The 18,059-nt window shown below is 65.7% G+C and carries 17 protein-coding genes; 14 read left to right on the forward strand and 3 right to left on the reverse strand.

The window, feature by feature from the left end; genetic code table 11:
- Window positions 1-66: 66 nt before the first annotated feature.
- Window positions 67-252, reverse strand: coding sequence for a hypothetical protein (locus tag ATI53_RS22890; RefSeq protein ID WP_146609873.1), 186 nt, complete (start codon window positions 250-252; stop codon window positions 67-69).
- Window positions 253-931: 679 nt separating this feature from the next.
- On the opposite strand from ATI53_RS22890, the gene ATI53_RS01995 reads away from it, so the two are divergent.
- The 3 genes from ATI53_RS01995 to ATI53_RS02005 all read left to right on the forward strand — a co-directional run bounded on the left by ATI53_RS01995 (window position 932) and on the right by ATI53_RS02005 (window position 2,140).
- On the forward strand, window positions 932-1,153 hold the full coding sequence (locus tag ATI53_RS01995) for a polysaccharide deacetylase family protein (RefSeq protein WP_111549619.1): 222 nt from the start codon (window positions 932-934) through the stop codon (window positions 1,151-1,153).
- 84 nt (window positions 1,154-1,237) lie between these two features.
- On the forward strand, window positions 1,238-1,501 hold the full coding sequence (locus ATI53_RS02000) for a polysaccharide deacetylase family protein (protein ID WP_111549620.1): 264 nt from the start codon (window positions 1,238-1,240) through the stop codon (window positions 1,499-1,501).
- Between the two features lie 117 nt (window positions 1,502-1,618).
- Entirely contained in the window at window positions 1,619-2,140 is a 522-nt protein-coding gene (locus ATI53_RS02005) for an acyloxyacyl hydrolase (RefSeq protein WP_009506581.1), read from the forward strand.
- 45 nt (window positions 2,141-2,185) lie between these two features.
- Here ATI53_RS02005 and ATI53_RS02010 read toward each other — a convergent pair whose 3' ends face one another.
- Window positions 2,186-2,866: a hypothetical protein gene (locus ATI53_RS02010; protein WP_009506579.1), complete on the reverse strand. Its 681-nt coding sequence runs from the start codon at window positions 2,864-2,866 to the stop codon at window positions 2,186-2,188.
- A gap of 174 nt (window positions 2,867-3,040) precedes the next feature.
- Between ATI53_RS02010 and ATI53_RS02015 the strand changes: the two genes are divergently transcribed.
- Entirely contained in the window at window positions 3,041-4,213 is a 1,173-nt protein-coding gene (locus ATI53_RS02015; protein WP_009506577.1) for a BaiN/RdsA family NAD(P)/FAD-dependent oxidoreductase, read from the forward strand.
- 92 nt (window positions 4,214-4,305) lie between these two features.
- On the opposite strand, the gene ATI53_RS02020 is transcribed toward ATI53_RS02015, so the two are convergent.
- Complete coding sequence (locus ATI53_RS02020; RefSeq protein WP_111549621.1) at window positions 4,306-5,607, reverse strand: calcium-binding protein; 1,302 nt, start codon at window positions 5,605-5,607, stop codon at window positions 4,306-4,308.
- Between the two features lie 630 nt (window positions 5,608-6,237).
- On the opposite strand from ATI53_RS02020, the gene ATI53_RS02025 reads away from it, so the two are divergent.
- From ATI53_RS02025 to lpxC, 10 genes are all read left to right on the forward strand, one after another.
- On the forward strand, window positions 6,238-7,404 hold the full coding sequence (locus ATI53_RS02025; protein ID WP_111549658.1) for a peptidoglycan glycosyltransferase FtsW: 1,167 nt from the start codon (window positions 6,238-6,240) through the stop codon (window positions 7,402-7,404).
- Between the two features lie 140 nt (window positions 7,405-7,544).
- Window positions 7,545-8,678: an undecaprenyldiphospho-muramoylpentapeptide beta-N-acetylglucosaminyltransferase gene (gene murG, locus ATI53_RS02030; RefSeq protein ID WP_111549622.1), complete on the forward strand. Its 1,134-nt coding sequence runs from the start codon at window positions 7,545-7,547 to the stop codon at window positions 8,676-8,678.
- A gap of 29 nt (window positions 8,679-8,707) precedes the next feature.
- A complete protein-coding gene (gene murC / locus ATI53_RS02035; RefSeq protein ID WP_111549659.1) occupies window positions 8,708-10,105 on the forward strand; it encodes a UDP-N-acetylmuramate--L-alanine ligase in 1,398 nt (465 codons plus the stop codon).
- Between the two features lie 108 nt (window positions 10,106-10,213).
- A complete protein-coding gene (locus tag ATI53_RS02040; RefSeq protein WP_009506570.1) occupies window positions 10,214-10,462 on the forward strand; it encodes a DUF2484 family protein in 249 nt (82 codons plus the stop codon).
- Between the two features lie 35 nt (window positions 10,463-10,497).
- Complete coding sequence (gene murB, locus ATI53_RS02045; protein ID WP_034453452.1) at window positions 10,498-11,445, forward strand: UDP-N-acetylmuramate dehydrogenase; 948 nt, start codon at window positions 10,498-10,500, stop codon at window positions 11,443-11,445.
- A 219-nt stretch (window positions 11,446-11,664) separates the two neighbouring features.
- A complete protein-coding gene (locus ATI53_RS02050; protein ID WP_190323907.1) occupies window positions 11,665-12,579 on the forward strand; it encodes a D-alanine--D-alanine ligase in 915 nt (304 codons plus the stop codon).
- The gene (locus ATI53_RS02055) at window positions 12,576-13,463 is read left to right on the forward strand and encodes a cell division protein FtsQ/DivIB (protein WP_111549623.1); all 888 of its coding nucleotides are present in this window, start codon (window positions 12,576-12,578) and stop codon (window positions 13,461-13,463) included. The genes ATI53_RS02050 and ATI53_RS02055 overlap by 4 nt, the downstream gene beginning before the upstream one ends.
- Window positions 13,460-14,791: a cell division protein FtsA gene (ftsA, locus tag ATI53_RS02060; protein WP_111549624.1), complete on the forward strand. Its 1,332-nt coding sequence runs from the start codon at window positions 13,460-13,462 to the stop codon at window positions 14,789-14,791. The genes ATI53_RS02055 and ftsA overlap by 4 nt, the downstream gene beginning before the upstream one ends.
- A gap of 405 nt (window positions 14,792-15,196) precedes the next feature.
- Window positions 15,197-16,849 carry a cell division protein FtsZ gene (gene ftsZ / locus ATI53_RS02065; protein WP_034453430.1) on the forward strand — a complete coding sequence of 551 codons (1,653 nt, stop codon included), beginning with the start codon at window positions 15,197-15,199 and terminating at the stop codon, window positions 16,847-16,849.
- A gap of 233 nt (window positions 16,850-17,082) precedes the next feature.
- Window positions 17,083-18,012, forward strand: a complete 930-nt coding sequence (lpxC, locus tag ATI53_RS02070; RefSeq protein ID WP_111549660.1) for a UDP-3-O-acyl-N-acetylglucosamine deacetylase — start codon at window positions 17,083-17,085, stop codon at window positions 18,010-18,012.
- The last annotated feature ends 47 nt before the right edge of the window (window positions 18,013-18,059 follow it).

The raw sequence follows: 18,059 nt of genomic DNA on the forward strand, positions 1-18,059 counted from the left end.
TTGATAAAAAATTTATCTGCCCTGAGTTCGGCCCGGCGCAAACGACGACGTCGCGCCCTAAATTTTTTAGAAGATAAAAAATTTAGTGTCGCGGAACGGATGAAGACGGTCATGTTTCAGGGGATGACGCCCAAGCCGCGCCGGAAAGAAGATCGCCGCCATCGTATCCTGTCCGACGCCAGCGGGCTTTTCGCGTGTAACGGTCATGCTGCCACCAACATAGAGCTGATCGCCGCCGCCGGGGTCAACCACGTCACCGCGCGCAACTACCACGGCACCAAGGCGGGGGGCTGCTGGGCACCGTGGCCGACAGCGCCGCACAGCGTGTCGCCCCGTTTGAAACGGTTGTGCCGCGGGGAGCGGAGCCGGTAACGCGCCCGGTAACGCGCCCTGTCGCGTTCGTCCGCGAAATCATGCAGCACGCCACCGAAGGTCTGGGCCGTGCACTTTGGCGGCAGGTGCTGGCCGAGGTTGCCGCCGAGACAGTCTCGCCCGCTGCGGTGGCGTACCAATGTCTTAACGATGGCCGGCGCCGCTGCTGGCCGACAGGCTTGGGCCAGATCGCCGTGCTGGGGCCGTCGCATTGTTCGATCTGCAAGATGCCCGGTACCATCGTTTCCTCGCCTCGGACAGGCTGACCGTCGACACGGCGGCTGCCGGTTTGCGCCACGACCTGACGGCGTTGCTGGCGCCGTCCTCTCACCACATGCCCCGACAGTCGTAGATCCCATGTTGCGTCACCCGCTTTCCTAGCCCGGTGGTGCGCTGCGTGACCTTTGACATCGACGCTGACAGCGTGATCGGCAACGCGAGTCCCGATGTCGCCGACTTGCGGTAGCGGCCTGTGTCCATGGGGCGCCAGGCGCACAGGTCGCCGTTCCGCGCCTCCTTGACACTTGCCGCGGGCTTGGCTTGCGCCAGACCCTTTTTTATGCCCGTTCGGGTGGTGCCGGCCTTCCCCGCGACGGACGAGCCGATCCTTGTGGGGGGCCACGAGGTTGGCCACCATTCCTGGTGTCACGAGGTCCCGATGGGCCATTCCGACGACCACGGGGCGGAATTGTTCGAACCTGCGCTTGACGCGCATGTGGCGATGGCGGGGCACAAGCCGCGCGGCTGCCGTGCCCAGACTGGTCCATCACGCCGCCCATGAAGGCCCGGCTGATCGCGCTGCCCCGGGTATTGGGGCACTGACGACCGGTCGCCCTTTGCCGATCTTGCGGAAGTCGACGATCTCATGCCGGTCCACGCGCCTTCGCGCGACGTCCCGGGGGGTGACGAAAAATTCGACGCGATGTACGCGGCGGGCCGGTTCTGGATGCCGATGCTGCCCCCGTGCCTGGCCGGGCGCCTTGTGCGCGGACTCCGGATGGAGAAACGGCTCAGCCGCATCGCCGACACCGGCGGCAGATGGCTTGCCCCGATGATGGAGGCCATCGCGGCTCATGCGCAGGCGGGCCGCAGCGATCTGCGTGTCGATGGCATCGGCCCCGCGATATGATGTCTGTCGGGCCGCGGGGGGCGCGCACCGCCGCGCGCGCGGTTTCGGTCGGACTTCGGCTGGACTTTGACAGGGATCTCGGCCATCTGTTGTGCAAGATACAGACGGGAGGCCTGAATGGCGGACGGAACCTTTGCGGCACTGATGTTGATTGCAGGGCTGGCAGACATGAACGCGAATCATTGCGGCACCGCCTCGGGCTGCCTTGGGCAAGGCGATGTCACGCCGCGTGTTGCCTTTTCGGCGGGCTCGTCGCTGGAACGTCGCGCGGAAACGGGGCCCGAAGCCTATCTGCGCTACGATTTCGCCCGCACCATCGGCCCGTTCGGACAGGCCGTCGGGCTGTCGCTGGGCGAGGAAAGCGGCGCCTGGCTGGGCTATGGGCTGACCTGGGGAACCACGTTCGGGAAAACGCCGTTCTATACGGAATTGCATGTGATGCCCGGCCTCTACGCGGCGTCGGATTCGTTCGATCTGGGCGGACCGCTTGAATTTCGCTCGGGCGCCGAGCTCGGTTACGAGGCGGACAACGGCTGGCGCTATGCGCTCAGCTTCGACCACCGTTCGAACATGAGCATCTACGATTCGAACCCCGGCATCGAGACGGTGCAGTTCCGGGTGTCGATGCCGATCCGCTAAATCCGCGCCATGGCGAACGGCCCGCTTGCGGGCGGGCGCGGGCGGTCAGCCAAAGCGTGACCGTCGCAGCCGCGCAAGCGCGCCGTTCGCGATGGCAAGCGGGTGCACGACCCCGATCTGTGCGGGCATTTCGGGCAGTTCCAGAATGCGCGCGATGGCCAGCCGATGCGCGCCGCCACCCGCACGCAGGGCCGTGCCGTCGCGGGCGATGTGAACGAACACGCCTCCGTGCTCGCGGCGGAAATAATCCGGCAGCTCCGACTTGGCCAGCAGACGCCCACGGGCACGGGTTTCGTCAAACAGCCGGTCAAGCGTCTCGTAGCGATGCACAAGGTCCGCACGCGTGGCGCAGCCGTCAGGGCTATGGCCGCCCTCGATCTCCCTGAGCAGCTTTTCGAACAGCGGTGTGTCTTCCCAAGCCACCCCGTCAACAAAATGCATCCGGCAGCTGACGTATTTGCGGTCTGCCCCGACCGGAGCGATCTGCCGGTCCCAGTCGCCGCCCAGAACCATACCGCTGTGCCGGCGCCGGCGGCGCGGACGAGGGGCGGCGGCGTGTTGGGCGATGGCGTTGGGATCGACATAGACGCATTCGTCCGACCGCGGCGCATCGGGTCCGTAAACCACCCGGTTCCACCAGTCGCGCGCGGCCTTGCGGGGCACATGTGCCCGGATGTCGCGCAGCCAGTTGACCGGGTGCAGGGTGGGGTGGTCGGCAAGGGCCATCCGTGTCGTCTCCGTGACGTTTGCAAGGCAAACATGTAACGCGGGCGCCGCATTTTCAAGCCGGACTCAGCCCGTCCGGGCGTGACCTGTGTCCGCCGGCATCGGTGGCCCACGATGCACCGCGCGGCTTGATGGCCCCTTTCCCCGGACGACCGGGGATCGTAGAGGACGTGCATGGACTATGATGTGATCGTGCTTGGTGCCGGGGCTGCCGGTCTGATGGCGGCTGCGACAGCCGGACAGGCGGGCGCGCGTGTGCTTCTGCTGGATCATGCGGACAGGCCGGGAAAGAAGATCCTGATTTCGGGCGGGGGCAGGTGCAACTTTACCAACACCGGGACCGAAGCGGGGTGCTTTCTGTCGGAAAACCCTCATTTCTGCAAATCCGCGCTGGCCCGCTATACCCAGTGGGATTTTCTGGCGCTGATCGAACGCCATCGTATCGCATGGCATGAAAAGACCCTGGGGCAGCTGTTTTGCGACGGGTCGGCCCGACAGGTGGTCGCGATGCTTGTCGATGAATGCAGCCGCGGCGCGGTCGAGATCCGCCTCGGAACCGGGATCGGGGACATCGGCCACGGCGACGGACTGTTCCGCGTCGCCGGGGCAACGGCCCCGCGGATGGTCGTCGCCACCGGTGGCCCCTCGATTCCGAAGATGGGCGCGACGGGCATCGCCTACCGGATCGCGGCGCGCTTCGGGGTGCCGGTCGTGACGCCGCGACCGGCGCTGGTTCCTTTCACGCTGGGGCCGGACGCAAAGGCATTCCGCGACATTTCCGGGGTGTCCTGCCCGGTAACGGCGCGGGTGGGGCCGACCTCGTTCGACGAGGCGGCGCTGTTCACCCATCGCGGGCTTTCGGGGCCGGCCATCCTACAGGTGTCGTCGTTCTGGAAAGCGGGCGATCCTGTGGTCCTGACGCTGGTCGAAAACGCCATGGAGATGTTGCGCGAGGCGCGGCGCAAGGCGCCCCGCTCCCGGTTGCGCGCGGCCCTGAGCGAGCACCTGCCGAACCGCCTGGCCGAGGTACTGGCCGACCGCATCGGACTGGAACAGGAACTTGCGAACAGCTCGGATGCAGAGCTGGAGCGGGTGGCGCGCCATCTGACGCACCTCACCTTTCATCCGACCGGGACCGAAGGGTATGCCAAGGCAGAAGTGACCGCCGGCGGCATCTCGACCGACGCGCTGTCGTCGCGGACGATGGAAGCCAAGGCCGTGCGGGGGCTGTATTTCATCGGCGAGGCTGTCGATGTGACGGGCTGGCTGGGCGGCTACAATTTCCAGTGGGCGTGGTCGTCGGGCTGGGCCGCCGGGTCCGCCTGTGCCGCGCCGCTCACCGGATGAACGCCCCGGCGCGGCGACAAGCCGGGACGCAGGCGCAAGCCACGGGATGACACCCCGCCGGATCGCCGCGCTCGGCACCCGGCGGTGACCGGTCACACGATATCGAAAACGATCGCATCCCAGTCGTCGGCCATGATCCCCGACAGGAAAAATGAACCGTCGGCCCAGCCAAGACGCGTGCCCTCGTCGGATTGGGTCATCTCCACCTCATCGACCGACGCGACAATGCCGCGCAGTTCGATGCGGTCTGCGGACACGGCGAAGTCGGACACCAGATCATGCCCGTCGCCGTCGAAGAAAACGAACGTATCCGCGCCGCCGCCTCCGCGCAGGGTGTCGTTGCCAGCGCCGCCAACGACCCTGTCGCCGTAGGTGCCGCCAAAGATCAGGTCGTCGCCGGCGCCGCCCCGCAGCAAGTCCGCGCCAGAGCCCCCGTAAAGGGTGTCGTCATCGGCGCCGGCGTGCAAAGAGTCATCGCCGCCGCCTCCGTGCATCTGATCGCGCCCGGCTCCGCCATTGACCACGTCGGTCCCGAATGATCCGCCCTGGCGGGTATCGGTGTAAATGTCGTTTCCGTTCCCGAGCCAGGCGCGATCACGACCGTTCCCGCCGCGCACGATGTCGTTTCCGGCACCGCCGAACAGCCTGTCGTCCTGAGGATTGCCAAAGATCAGGTCATCGCCGGTGCCCCCGCGCAGGGTGTCGGCGCCGGTGCCGCCGATGATCGTGTCGGCGCCGCCATTGCCAACGACGCTGTCGGTACCGGCGCCTGCGTCAATGCGGTTCGCAACCGGCGTCGCGGTGATCCGCGCGTTTCCAGACAGGGCACCGGCGGCATCGAACCACCCCCGTGTGTCAAGCGCCCGCACGACAAGATCGGCCACGGCCTGTGCGGCGAGCTGGTTGATGTGCATGTAATCTACTGCGGGGTCGCGAAAATACGCGGCTGGCAGATAATCGTCCACCAGCGGCATCGCATCGGTCCAGTCCAGAACATGACCGGGCCAGCGGCGATCCATCTCATCCCAGATTTCCGTCAGAATGGCGCCGGTCCCTGACGCCAGCCCCGACCCGTAGGGCAGGATCGGGGGGATGATCAGAAACCGCAGATGCCCCAGCGCGTCGATGGCGACGCGCAGGTCGTCGAGGTACGCGGCGACATCCGGCACGCCATCGGCGATCGGCAGCCCGTTCCAGCTGCCGTCCCAGATCACGGTCGTACCGGCCAGCAATGCGGCGTTTTCGGGGGCGGTCACGCGCGCCGCGACGCCCGCCAGCCCGGACCCGCCGACCGAAGTCGTCTGCACCGCGTAAGCGCCGACGATCCTGCCAATTTCCGAACTGAGCCGAGTGGACATCAGGCTGTCGCCTTCGGTGCGAATGAATGTCTGCAACAGAACCTCTTGGTTATGACCAACATAGCATCGGCGGACCCGGCGCAAAACTCAATGGCTCGCGGTGCGGCGCCACCCGGATGCTTCAAAGCAATTAGCGGTATCCCGCAGGCCGACCGGGGGCTCCCTTCTACCGCGCGAGAGCGCGGCGCGATACGCCACGCTCCGGGTTGTTGCCGGCAAGCCCGGCGGCGGCAGAAAGGCCTTCGCCGCCCCGGTTACCGCATCCGGTCAGACCGAGCCCGAGCTTCGGATCACACAGGACCCGCCTTGAGGCGCCCGCCTGCCGTGCGGGCGCCGGGACGTAGCGTCATCGGATATGGGTGGAGCACCCTGAAAAACCGCTGCGCCCGACCGCTATGTCCGGCCTGCCTCCGGCGGGAGTTTATTTGGCAAGATGAAGCCGGGGCGCGGCGCTTGACCTTCATCTTGCCCGATAAACTCCGGGGGGCCCGAAGGGCGGGGGCAGCGCCCCCTCTGCCGTGGGGGCGTGTCCAAAAGGCAGGGGAGGGCGGACGGCCCTTCCCAAGGACGGCACGTTTTGCTACTCTGACATGTACGACCCGGGCCAACCTGGGCGGATACAGGCAGACACCCGGCGCAATGCCGGAATTCACGAGCGGTGATCCCATGACGGAAATGGTTTACGGCACGGCTCCCGTGCGTGAGGGCGAGCCCGTATTGCCCAAGTGGTGGCGCACGGTCGATCGCTGGGCGCTGACCTGCGTGTTGATGTTGTTCGGCATCGGCATCCTGCTGGGGCTGGCGGCGTCGCCGCCGCTGGCCGAGCGCAATGGGCTTGCGCATTTTCACTATGTCCAGCGGCAGGCGTTTTTCGGCGCATTGGCGCTAAGCGCGATGATGTTGACGTCGATGTTGTCGCCGGTGGTGGTGCGGCGGGTCGCGGTTATCGGCTTTGTGCTGTCGTTTGTGGCGCTGCTGGGGTTGCCCGTCTTTGGCAGCGATTTCGGCAAGGGGGCCGTGCGTTGGTATTCGCTTGGCTTTGCTTCGGTGCAGCCGTCCGAATTTCTCAAGCCGTTGTTCGTGATCGTCGCGGCCTGGATGATGGCCGCAAATCAGGAGGTGGGCGGGCCTCCGGGCAAGCTTTGGTCGTTCGGGCTGACGATCACGATCGTGCTTGCGCTGGCGCTTCAGCCCGATTTCGGGCAGGCGAGTCTTGTATTGTTCGGCTGGGGCGTGATGTGGTTTGTGGCAGGGGCGCCGATGATCCTGCTGCTGGGCATGGCGGGGCTCACGGTGCTGGGCGGCATGTTCGCCTACAACAACTCGGAACACTTCGCGCGACGGATCGACGGCTTTCTGACGCCGGACGTCGATCCGCGCACCCAGCTTGGCTATGCGACCAATGCCATTCAGGAGGGCGGGTTTTTCGGCGTCGGCGTCGGCGAAGGCCAGGTGAAATGGTCGTTGCCCGATGCGCACACCGATTTCATCATCGCCGTGGCGGCCGAGGAATACGGTCTGATCCTGGTGCTGGTGATCATCGCGCTTTACACCGTTGTGGTGGTGCGCTCGCTGCTGCGGTTGATGCGCGAGCGCGATCCGTTCATCCGGCTGGCAGGCACCGGGCTTGCCGCCATGTTCGGCGTGCAGGCGATGATCAACATGGGGGTCGCGGTGCGGTTGTTGCCGGCCAAGGGCATGACGTTGCCGTTCGTCAGCTACGGCGGGTCGTCGCTGATTGCGGGCGGGATCGCTGTGGGCATGTTGCTGGCCTTCACCCGGTCGCGCCCCCAGGGCGAAATCGGCGAAATCCTGCGCGGCATGCGCAGGTAGCGCGGCGCCTGACGGGCAGGGGTTTTCCCGCATCGGACGCTGGTCTAAGGAGGCCCGCATTCTAGGGGCGCCCCTCGCCCCGTCATCAGCGGTACATCCCTGCGGGGTGCGGTACGATCAAGCGGAGGCAAGCGGCCAAGATGGAAGAGCGGTTCAGGCGTCCCTTGCTTGTCATGGCGGCAGGCGGCACCGGCGGGCACATGTTTCCAGCCCAGGCGCTGGCTGAAATCATGTTGCGGCGCGGCTGGCGGGTGAAACTGAGCACCGATGCGCGCGGCGCGCGCTATACCGGCGGCTTTCCCCACAGCACCGAGATCGAGCAGGTCGCCTCGGCCACCTTCGCCCGCGGCGGTGTGCTGGCAAAGCTGGGGGTGCCATTTCGCATAGCGTCCGGGGTTTTGCAGGCGGTGCTGGGGTTCCGCAAGGATCGTCCTGACGTGGTGGTGGGTTTTGGCGGTTATCCGTCAATCCCGGCACTGGCGGCGGCGCAGATCCTGAAGCTGCCGCGAATGATCCACGAACAGAACGGCGTGCCCGGCCGGGTGAACGAGGTATTTTCGAAAAAGGTCGATGTCGTCGCCTGCGGCACCTGGCCAACCGCGCTGCCCGCGGGGGTCGAGGCCGTGCATACCGGCAATCCGGTGCGCATGGCGGTGCGCGAGCGGACGGGCGCGGGTTACATGGTGCCCGGTGAATACCCGATGTCGATCCTTGTGATCGGTGGCAGCCAGGGTGCGCGCATCCTGTCCGACGTGGTGCCCCCGGCGATCGAAAAGCTGCCCGTCTCCGTTCTGCGCAACCTGCGTGTCAGCCATCAGGCGCGGGATGAGGACGGCGAGCGCGTGGCCCGGTTTTATTTCGATCACGCCATCGACGCCGATGTGCAGCCGTTTTTCGATGACATCCCGGCGCGGATGTCCGAGGCGCAGCTGGTGATTTCGCGCGCCGGAGCGTCATCGGTGGCCGATATTTCGGTGATCGGGCGCCCGGCGATCCTTGTGCCCTACGCGGTGGCGGCAGGGGATCATCAGACTGTCAATGCGCAGGGTCTTGTGGACGCGGGGGCGGCGATCCGCATTCCCGAAAGCAGGCTGACGGTGGATGCGATGACCCAGGCGATCCTTGCGGTTCTGACCAACCCCGAAGGCGCGGCGCAGATGGCCCATGCGGCGATGCGCCTGTCCAGGCCCGATGCGGCAGAGCATCTCGCGGCGCTGGTCGAACATCTGGCAGGTATGCAAGAGCAACACGAAACACAGGACGGGCAGGCATGAAACACGAAAGGCATGGCGACAGGGGCATGATGAACGCAGCGACGAAACTTCCCGGCGACGTGGGCGCGATCCATTTCGTGGGCATCGGCGGCATCGGGATGTCGGGCATTGCCGAGGTTCTGCTGAACCATGGCTATGTGGTGCAGGGCTCGGATCTGAAACGGTCGAAAATCACCGAGCGGCTGGAAGCCATGGGGGCGCTGATCTACGAAGGGCAGGCGGCAGAGAACCTCGCCGAGGCCGAAGTGGTGGTGATCAGCTCGGCCATCAAGCCGGGAAACCCCGAACTGGACGAGGCGCGCCGTCGCGGGTTGCCCGTTGTGCGCCGGGCCGAAATGCTGGCCGAACTGATGCGGCTGAAATCCAACGTCGCCGTGGCGGGCACCCATGGCAAGACGACGACGACCACGATGGTCGCGACGCTGCTGGATGCCGGGAAATACGATCCCACGGTCATCAACGGCGGCATCATCCATGCCTACGGATCGAACGCGCGCGTAGGTCTGGGCGAGTGGATGGTGGTCGAGGCGGATGAATCCGACGGCACCTTCAACCGACTTCCCGCGACCATCGCCATCGTGACCAATATCGACCCCGAGCATATGGAACACTGGGGCAGCATCGAAAACCTGCGCGATGGATTCTATCAGTTCGTGTCGAACATTCCCTTTTACGGTCTCGCCGTGTGCTGCACCGACCACGCCGAGGTGCAGGCGCTGGTGGGGCGCGTCAGCGATCGCCGTATCACCACTTACGGCTTCAACGCGCAGGCCGACGTGCGTGCGGTCAACCTGCATTACGAAAAGGGCATTGCCCATTTCGACATCCAGCTTCAGGCCGAAGACAAGATCATCGAAGGCTGTACCCTGCCAATGCCCGGGGATCACAATGTGTCCAACGCGCTGGCATCGGTGGCCGTGGCGCGCCACCTGGGAATGCGACGCGAAGACATCCGCGCGGCACTTGCAAGTTTTGGCGGCGTCAACCGGCGGTTCACCCGCGTGGGCGAGGTAAACGGCGTCACCATCATCGACGACTACGGCCATCACCCGGTAGAAATTGCCGCCGTGCTGAAGGCAGCGCGGCAGGCATCCGAGGGCCGGGTGATCGCGGTGCACCAACCGCACCGCTATTCGCGCCTGCATACGCTGTTCGATGATTTCTGCGCCTGTTTTAACGAGGCGGACGTGGTCGCCATCGCCGAAGTCTATGCCGCGGGCGAAGACCCGATCCCCGGCGCGACCCGCGACGATCTGGTGGCCGGTCTGATCCGCCACGGGCATCGGCACGCAAGAGCGATCCTCAGCGAGGACGATCTGGAACGGCTGGTGCGCGAGCAGGGGCGACCGGGCGATATGGTGGTCTGTCTCGGGGCGGGTACGATCTCGGCCTGGGCCAACAACCTGCCGGCGCGCCTTGACTCCTGAGCGCAAGCCAAAGATTTTTCGTACGAAAAATCTTGTGAACGACCGGGATGGGGCGGCAAGAATTTTCGTACGAAAATTCTTGCGCTTGGCCGGCGCGCGGAGCGCATCATGAGCCTGTCGCTTTTCATGGCCTGTGGCTGGGGGATCATCGCCAACGTAATGGGCATGCTGCCGGCGCGCGACAATCATTGGCGACGGGCGAGGCTCCTTATCGGTACGGGGTGTCCCATCGTGGTCTATGTGGGCTGGCAACACGGCCCGTGGATCGCCTTGATCGTCTTCGCCGCGATGGCAAGCGTGCTGCGCTGGCCGTTGCGTTATCTTTTGCGCCGTGTCACCGCCCGTTTGCGCGGATGACGTCCTGCCAGGCCCGTGACATGAAGGCAAACACCATGACCTTTCCTGCGACCCGAGGGCGCCTGACGCCCGACCGCCCTCTTTGCGATCTGACCTGGCTGCGCGTGGGCGGGCCTGCCGATGCGCTTTATCAGCCTGCCGATCTTGAAGATCTGCAAGGTTTTCTTGCGACGCTGGCGCCGGACGTGCCGGTGTTTCCCATGGGGGTCGGATCGAACCTCATCGTTCGGGACGGGGGGCTGCGCGCGGTCGTTATCCGCCTGGGCCGCGGGTTCAACCGGATCGAAACCGACGGCACACGCGTGACAGCCGGGGCCGCCGCGCTGGACGCGCATGTGGCGCGCAAGGCCGCCGCCGCGGGCATCGACCTGACCTTTCTGCGCACCGTCCCGGGCAGTATCGGCGGGGCGCTGCGGATGAACGCGGGGTGTTACGGCAGCTATGTCGCGGATCATCTTGTCGAGGCCCGCGCGGTGACCCGCGAGGGGGCTTTGGTCACGCTCGACCCGCAGGATCTGGCGTTTGGCTATCGAAACAGCACGCTGCCCGAAGGCTGGGTTCTGACCGAGGCGGTGTTCGAGGGTCTGTCAAGCGATCCCTCCGCGCTGGAGGCGCGCATGCAGGCGCAATTGGAACAGCGCGACGCCACCCAGCCGACCAGGGACCGCACCGCCGGATCGACCTTTCGCAATCCCGCCGGGTTCAGCTCGACCGGGCGGGCGGATGACACGCATGAGCTGAAGGCTTGGAAGGTGATCGAAAACGCCGGAATGCGCGGCGCCACGGTCGGCGGCGCGCAGATGAGCCCCAAGCACGCGAATTTCCTTGTGAATACCGGACAGGCGACCGCGGATGATCTGGAACGTCTGGGCGAAGAAGTGCGAAAAAGGGTTTTCCAACACAGCGGAATACAGCTAGAGTGGGAAATCATGCGGGTCGGTGATCCGCAGCTGGGTGGGTCCGAAGGATCGACCGAAAACTGAGGCCGGACAACCGGCCCGTCTGCGCCAGACGCGCAGCCCGAGCAGGGCACCAGACACGAACCGGGCCACACCCCGGCAGCGCGGGCGATAGCCCGGCATGACGACAGGCGGAGTCCGGATCGAACCGGACGCGCCGGACTGACAAAGTCCGGGGGCACACCTTCGGGCGGCAGAAAAACAAAAGGGGGCAACGCCCCCCAGGATCAAGGCGGTTTGGGGATGTCGAGCAGGGCAAACCCGAAAGTGGCGGTGTTGCTTGGTGGACCCTCGGCTGAACGCGAGGTGTCGCTGAGTTCCGGGCAGGAATGCGCCGCTGCTTTGAGGGGCGAAGGTTATCAAGTGACCGAGGTCGATGCCGGCCCGGATCTTGCGCAGCGGCTGACGGCGCTTGCGCCGGATGTGGTGTTCAACGCGCTGCACGGGCGCTGGGGCGAGGACGGCTGCGTGCAGGGTCTGCTGGAATGGTTGCGCCTTCCGTATACGCATTCCGGTGTACTGGCCTCGGCGCTTGCGATGGACAAGGAGCGGTCGAAGAATGCCTATCGCGCGGCGGGACTGCCGGTCGTCGACAGCCTTCTTGCCGACAAGTCCGAGATCGAGGCGGCCCACCTGATGGCGCCGCCCTATGTGGTCAAACCCTATAACGAAGGCTCGTCCGTTGGCGTCTACCTCGTGCAGCAGGGGGCGAACGCGCCGCCGCGGCTGGCCGCCGAAATGCCCGACACGCTGATGGTGGAAACCTATGCGCCGGGGCGTGAACTGACCACCACCGTCATGGGCGATCGGGCGCTGACCGTGACCGACATCCTGACCGACGGCTGGTACGATTACGACGCCAAGTACAAGGCGGGCGGGTCGCGCCATGTGATCCCGGCGCAGATCCCGCAAGCCATATTCGATGCCTGTCTCGACCACGCCTTGCAGGCCCATGAGGTGCTGGGGTGCCGTGGCCTCAGCCGCACGGATTTTCGCTGGGATGAAAGCCGGGGGCTGGACGGGTTGATTCTGCTGGAAACCAACACCCAGCCCGGCATGACACCAACCTCGCTTGCCCCCGAGCAGGCAGCGCACTGCGGCGTGAGCTTCGGGCAATTGTGCCGCTGGATGGTGGAGGACGCTTCTTGCAACCGATGACCGATGCCCCCGAGCCGCATTTCATTCGGCCCGATCCCGCGCCGTCGCGCCTGAAATATCGCATCGAACGCCTGATGCTGACCCCGCTGTTCCGCCTTGCGCTGCGGGTCGGGGTGCCGGCGCTGATCGGTTTCGGCGCGGCAAGCTGGTATTTCAGCTACGAAGACCACCGCACTGCCGTGGTCGACGGATACACAAACCTGCGCACCCAGATTCAGAACCGCCCCGAATTTCGCGTCAATCTGATGGCCATCGACGGGGCCAGCGCCAGCGTCGCGGACGACATCCGCGAGATCGTGTCGCTGGATTTCCCGATGTCGTCGTTCGATCTTGATCTGGACCTGATGCGCGCGACGGTCACCGCGCTGGACGCGGTCAAGGCCGCTCGGATCCGCATCCGGTCGGGCGGGGTGTTGCAGGTGGATGTGACCGAACGGGTGCCTGTCGCCCTGTGGCGCAACGCGCGCGGGCTGGAATTGCTGGACAAGACCGGCGTGCATGTCGGCCCGGTTGCCGCGCGCGGCCAGCGCCCTGATTTGCCGGTCATCGCCGGGATCGGCGCCGATGCGCATGTGGCCGAAGCGGTCGCGCTGGTGCGGGCCGCCGCCCCGCTGGCCGAACGGTTGCGCGGGCTGGAACGCATGGGCGCGCGGCGCTGGGATGTGGTGCTGGATCGCGGACAGCGCATCATGCTGCCCGAGGATAACGCCGTGCAGGCGCTGGAACGCGCCATCGCGATGGACCAGGCGGTCGACATGCTGGGCCGCGACATCGCTGCTGTCGACCTCAGGCTGCCGCGGCGCCCGACGCTGCGGCTGACCGGGGCCGGGCAAGAACAATACTGGCGGATCAAGGCCATGGAGACCGGAGAAAAACAACAATGATCGAGCTCTATGAATCCCAGCGCGCCATGCGCCACATGCGCAAGGCAGCGATGCACCGGGGCGTGGTCGCCATTCTGGACGTCGGCAGTTCCAAGATTGCCTGCCTGGTGCTGCGCTTTGACGGCAACGAGACGATGGGCGACGATGGTGTCGGCTCGCTTGCCGGGCAATCCGGCTTTCGGGTGATCGGCGCGGCGACGACCCGGTCGCGCGGCGTCAGCTTTGGCGAGATCGCCGCCATGGGCGAGACGGAGCGCGCCATCCGTACCGCCGTGCAGGCGGCGCAGAAAATGGCGAATATCCGCGTCGATCATGTGATCGTCGGCTTTTCGGGGGCGGAGCCGCGCAGCTACGGGCTGACCGGCAAGGTGGACATTGAAAACACCACCGTCACCGAACAGGACGTGGCGCGGGTGCTGTCATCCTGCGACGTGCCCGATTTCGGCTCGGGGCGTGAGGTGCTGCACGCGCAGCCGGTGAATTTCGCGCTGGATCACCGCTCGGGGCTGTCGGATCCGCGTGGCCAGATCGGTCACAGCCTGTCGACCGACATGCACATGGTGACCGTGAACGCGCAGGCGATCCAGAACATCGTGCATTGCGTCAAGCGATGCGACCTTGAACTGGCCGGGCTGGCATCGTCGGCCTATGCGTCCGGAATCTCGGCCTTGGTCGAGGATGAACAGGAACTGGGCGCGGCCTGCATCGACATGGGGGGCGGCACGACGGGCGTGTCGATCTTCATGAAGAAACACATGATCTATGCGGACACGGTCGCGATGGGCGGCAACCATGTGACGGGCGACATTTCCATGGGGCTGCAGATCCCGATGGCGATGGCCGAGCGGATCAAGACATTTTACGGCGGGCTGTTCGCCACCGGCATGGACGACCGCGAGATGATCGAGATTTCCGGCGACACCGGCGACTGGCATCACGACCGCCGTCAGGTCAGCCGGGCCGAACTGATCGGCATCATGAAGCCGCGCGTCGAAGAGATTCTGGAAGAGGCGCGCGCCTGTCTGGATGCGGCCGGGTTCGACCACATGCCATCGCATCAGATCGTGCTGACGGGGGCGGCCAGCCAGGTGCCGGGGCTGGACGGGCTGGCCAGTCGCATTCTGGGGCATCAGGTGCGGCTCGGGCGCCCGATGCGCGTGCATGGGCTGCCACAGGCCGCCACGGGGCCGGGCTTTGCCAGCGCGGTCGGCATGTGTCTGTTCGCGGCGCATCCGCAGGACGAATGGTGGGATTTCGAAATTCCCGTCGACCGCTATCCGGCGCGCTCGATCGCGCGCGCGGTAAAGTGGTTTCGGGACAACTGGTAGAGCCGCCGCCCGCCGGTTGGCCCAGGGCGGCACGATCACGGTAATTTTTGCAGATCCGGCGGGCCGCCGCGTGACAGCCCCGCCGCGGCATGATAAAACATACACAGACCGCTGTGGATAAGGCGGCGCACGAGGGACGGGCAGTCCCCCAGAACGACCGGACGACACCGCGCATCGCCCCATTTTGCAAGGGGGCGCCGTTGCGTCTCTAGGTGTGTCATCTGCGCTGATCCCCAAATATGGGGATGTCGGCGAAATCCCGCGCGCCGCTTGACCAGAACCCCTATATTTCGTGGTGATTCTGCGTTTTTTGCGTGACCCGAGGCTTGGGTTTGGGTAAGAATTGTCGGCAAAGGCGCAAGGACAGGCGTGCAAACAAGTCATAAATGACAGGCGGACACTGACATGACTCTCAACCTCTCGATGCCAGGCCAGGACGAAGAGCTGAAGCCCCGGATCACGGTCTTTGGCGTTGGCGGTGCCGGCGGCAATGCCGTCAACAACATGATCGAAAAGAACCTTGAAGGCGTCGATTTCGTTACGGCCAACACCGACGCACAGGCGTTGCAGCAGTCGATGTCGGCCAACAAGGTTCAGCTTGGCGTCAAGGTGACCGAAGGTCTGGGCGCCGGGGCGCGCGCCTCGGTCGGTGCCGCCGCCGCCGAGGAAAGCATCGAGCAGATCGTCGATCACCTGGCGGGCGCGCACATGTGCTTCATCACTGCCGGCATGGGCGGCGGCACCGGCACCGGCGCCGCCCCGATCATCGCGCAGGCCGCGCGCGAGCTGGGCGTGCTGACTGTCGGCGTCGTGACCAAGCCGTTCCAGTTCGAAGGCATCAAGCGGATGCGCCAGGCCGAAGAGGGCGTCGAAGCCCTGCAAAAGGTCGTCGACACGCTGATCATCATCCCGAACCAGAACCTGTTCCGGCTGGCCAACGAAAAGACCACCTTTACAGAGGCGTTCAGCCTTGCGGATGACGTGCTGTATCAGGGCGTCAAGGGCGTCACGGACCTGATGGTGCGTCCGGGACTCATCAACCTCGACTTTGCCGATGTGCGGGCCGTGATGGACGAGATGGGCAAGGCCATGATGGGCACCGGCGAGGCGGAGGGCGAAGATCGCGCCATCCAGGCCGCCGAAAAGGCCATCGCGAACCCGCTGCTGGACGAAATCAGCCTCAAGGGCGCCAAGGGTGTGCTTATCAACATCACCGGCGGGCACGATCTGACGCTGTTCGAGCTTGACGAAGCCGCCAACCGCATCCGCGAGGAAGTTGACGCCGATGCCAACATCATTGTCGGCTCGACGCTGGATGACAGCATGGCAGGCGTGATGCGCGTGTCGGTCGTGGCGACCGGCATCGACGCGTCGAGCGCGCATCTGGAAATTCCGGTGCCGCGTCGCCGGATGGCCGAGCCGCTCAAGGGCGGAATGATCGAAGAAGACGCGCCCAAGCCCGCCGCGGCCCCCGCGCCGCGCCCCGTCGCGGCCCGTGCCCCCGAGCCCGAGTATGAGGAAGAAGAACCTTCGCTGTTCGAGAACATGGGCCAGCAGCGGTTCGAGGAAGAGGCGGACGAAGGCAGCTACGAACCTGCCTACCAGCCCGAAGCCGCCATTGACGAGGACGAACTTCCTACGCCCGTCTATCGCCCGCAGGTCGCCCAGTTCCAACCCCAGTCGGATGTGTTCGAAGCCGAACCGGAAGCGTTCGTCGCGCCCAAGGCGCCCGCGCCGGGCACGCCGTCGCCCGATGCCATGGCGCGTCTTCAGCAGGCAGCGGCCCGCAACCGCCAGGCGGGTATGGCCGCACCTGTGCGTCCGCAGCCTCAGCAGCAGCCTGCCGCCGCGCCGACCCGTGTGGCGGATGCCGACAGGCCGCGTTTCGGGATCAATTCGCTGATCAACCGGATGACCGGGCACGGCGAAGCGCAGGCGCCGCGCCGCGCCCAGCCGTCGATGCAGCCGCATCAGCCGGCACCCGTGGCCGACACCGAAGAGGCCGCGGATCAGGACCGGATCGAGATCCCGGCCTTTCTGAGACGCCAGGCGAACTGACATTTCGCGTCGATCGCGATGCAAACGCCCCCTCGGTGAGGGGGCGTTTTTCGTTAAGCGCCATAGGGTTGCCGGATGCGAAAACAAGGTGCGCAGGGTTTCGCGCATTCAAGCCGCGCGATGTTTCATTCGGTTGCAATACTTGATTTGAGATGACGCGCCGGCGTGGATATCTCCATCATCAAGGAACCGCCTGTGGGGGGCGGATCACCGAAATATCCGAGGTTTCGACCGTGCAGACCACAATCAGATCCGCAGTCAGCTTTCAGGGCGTGGGCCTTCACTCGGGCCGTGCCGCCCGCCTGACCATCCGCCCGGCCAGCGCCGAACACGGCATCTGGTTCAAGCGGACCGACATCCTGCTGGGCGACGCGCTTGTGCCGGCGCGCTGGGACGCGGTCGAGGTGTCGCCGCTGTGCACCCGAATCCGCAATCGCGCCGGCGCGACGATTTCCACCATCGAACACGTCATGGCCGCGCTGGCAGGCTGCGGTATCCACAACGCGCTGGTCGAAATCGACGGCCCCGAGGTCCCCATCCTTGACGGTTCGTCCGCGCCGTTTGTGCGTGCGATCCTGGCGCGCGGCACCCGCACCCTGCGCGCGCCGGTGCGCGCCATCGAAATCCTGGCCCCCGTGCATGTGCAGACCGCGCGCGGCTGGGCCCGTCTGTCGCCCGCCCGGCCCGGTCAGGGCCTGACCATGGATTTTCACATCGCCTTCGACGATGCGGCCATCGGCGAGCAGGACAAGAGCCTGAACCTTGCCAATGGCAGCTTTGTGCGCGAACTGTGTGACAGCCGCACCTTTTGCCGTCAGGCGGATGTGGATGCGATGCAGGCCAACGGTCTGGCGCTGGGGGGCACCTATGAAAACGCCGTGGTCGTGGATGGCGACAAGGTTCTGTCGCCCGGCGGGCTGCGCCATGCCGACGAAGCGGTGCGCCACAAGATGCTGGATGCGCTTGGCGATCTTTACACGGCGGGCATGCCGATCCTCGGCCACTATGAGGGGCACAAGGCCGGTCACGCCATGACCAACATGCTGCTGGCCGCGCTGTTTGCCGCACCCGATGCCTGGCGTGTCGTGGAATGCGATGCGGTCTGCGCCGCGACGCTGCCCGGTGCCGGTGTTGAAATCGACGAGATTCCGGCCGTGGCCTGACGGCGTGGCTGGGCCTGGTCACTGCATGGCAACGTCCTGCCGCAAAA

Source organism: Salipiger aestuarii, from assembly GCF_003259905.1.
In the GTDB taxonomy this organism is placed as follows: domain Bacteria; phylum Pseudomonadota; class Alphaproteobacteria; order Rhodobacterales; family Rhodobacteraceae; genus Salipiger; species Salipiger aestuarii.

What these genes read in the sequence shown, in the direction of transcription:
- murB (WP_034453452.1), top strand. Translation starts at nt 10,498, where the DNA reads ATGACCTTTCCTGCGACCCGAGGGCGCCTGACGCCCGACCGCCCTCTT.
- ATI53_RS01995 (WP_111549619.1), top strand. Translation starts at nt 932, where the DNA reads ATGCCCGTTCGGGTGGTGCCGGCCTTCCCCGCGACGGACGAGCCGATC.
- ATI53_RS02005 (WP_009506581.1), top strand. Translation starts at nt 1,619, where the DNA reads ATGGCGGACGGAACCTTTGCGGCACTGATGTTGATTGCAGGGCTGGCA.
- ATI53_RS02000 (WP_111549620.1), top strand. Translation starts at nt 1,238, where the DNA reads ATGCCGGTCCACGCGCCTTCGCGCGACGTCCCGGGGGGTGACGAAAAA.
- ATI53_RS02015 (WP_009506577.1), top strand. Translation starts at nt 3,041, where the DNA reads ATGGACTATGATGTGATCGTGCTTGGTGCCGGGGCTGCCGGTCTGATG.
- ATI53_RS02010 (WP_009506579.1), bottom strand. Translation starts at nt 2,866, where the DNA reads ATGGCCCTTGCCGACCACCCCACCCTGCACCCGGTCAACTGGCTGCGC.
- ATI53_RS02055 (WP_111549623.1), top strand. Translation starts at nt 12,576, where the DNA reads ATGACCGATGCCCCCGAGCCGCATTTCATTCGGCCCGATCCCGCGCCG.
- ftsA (WP_111549624.1), top strand. Translation starts at nt 13,460, where the DNA reads ATGATCGAGCTCTATGAATCCCAGCGCGCCATGCGCCACATGCGCAAG.
- murG (WP_111549622.1), top strand. Translation starts at nt 7,545, where the DNA reads ATGGAAGAGCGGTTCAGGCGTCCCTTGCTTGTCATGGCGGCAGGCGGC.
- murC (WP_111549659.1), top strand. Translation starts at nt 8,708, where the DNA reads ATGAACGCAGCGACGAAACTTCCCGGCGACGTGGGCGCGATCCATTTC.
- ATI53_RS02040 (WP_009506570.1), top strand. Translation starts at nt 10,214, where the DNA reads ATGAGCCTGTCGCTTTTCATGGCCTGTGGCTGGGGGATCATCGCCAAC.
- ATI53_RS02050 (WP_190323907.1), top strand. Translation starts at nt 11,665, where the DNA reads ATGTCGAGCAGGGCAAACCCGAAAGTGGCGGTGTTGCTTGGTGGACCC.
- ftsZ (WP_034453430.1), top strand. Translation starts at nt 15,197, where the DNA reads ATGACTCTCAACCTCTCGATGCCAGGCCAGGACGAAGAGCTGAAGCCC.
- ATI53_RS02025 (WP_111549658.1), top strand. Translation starts at nt 6,238, where the DNA reads ATGACGGAAATGGTTTACGGCACGGCTCCCGTGCGTGAGGGCGAGCCC.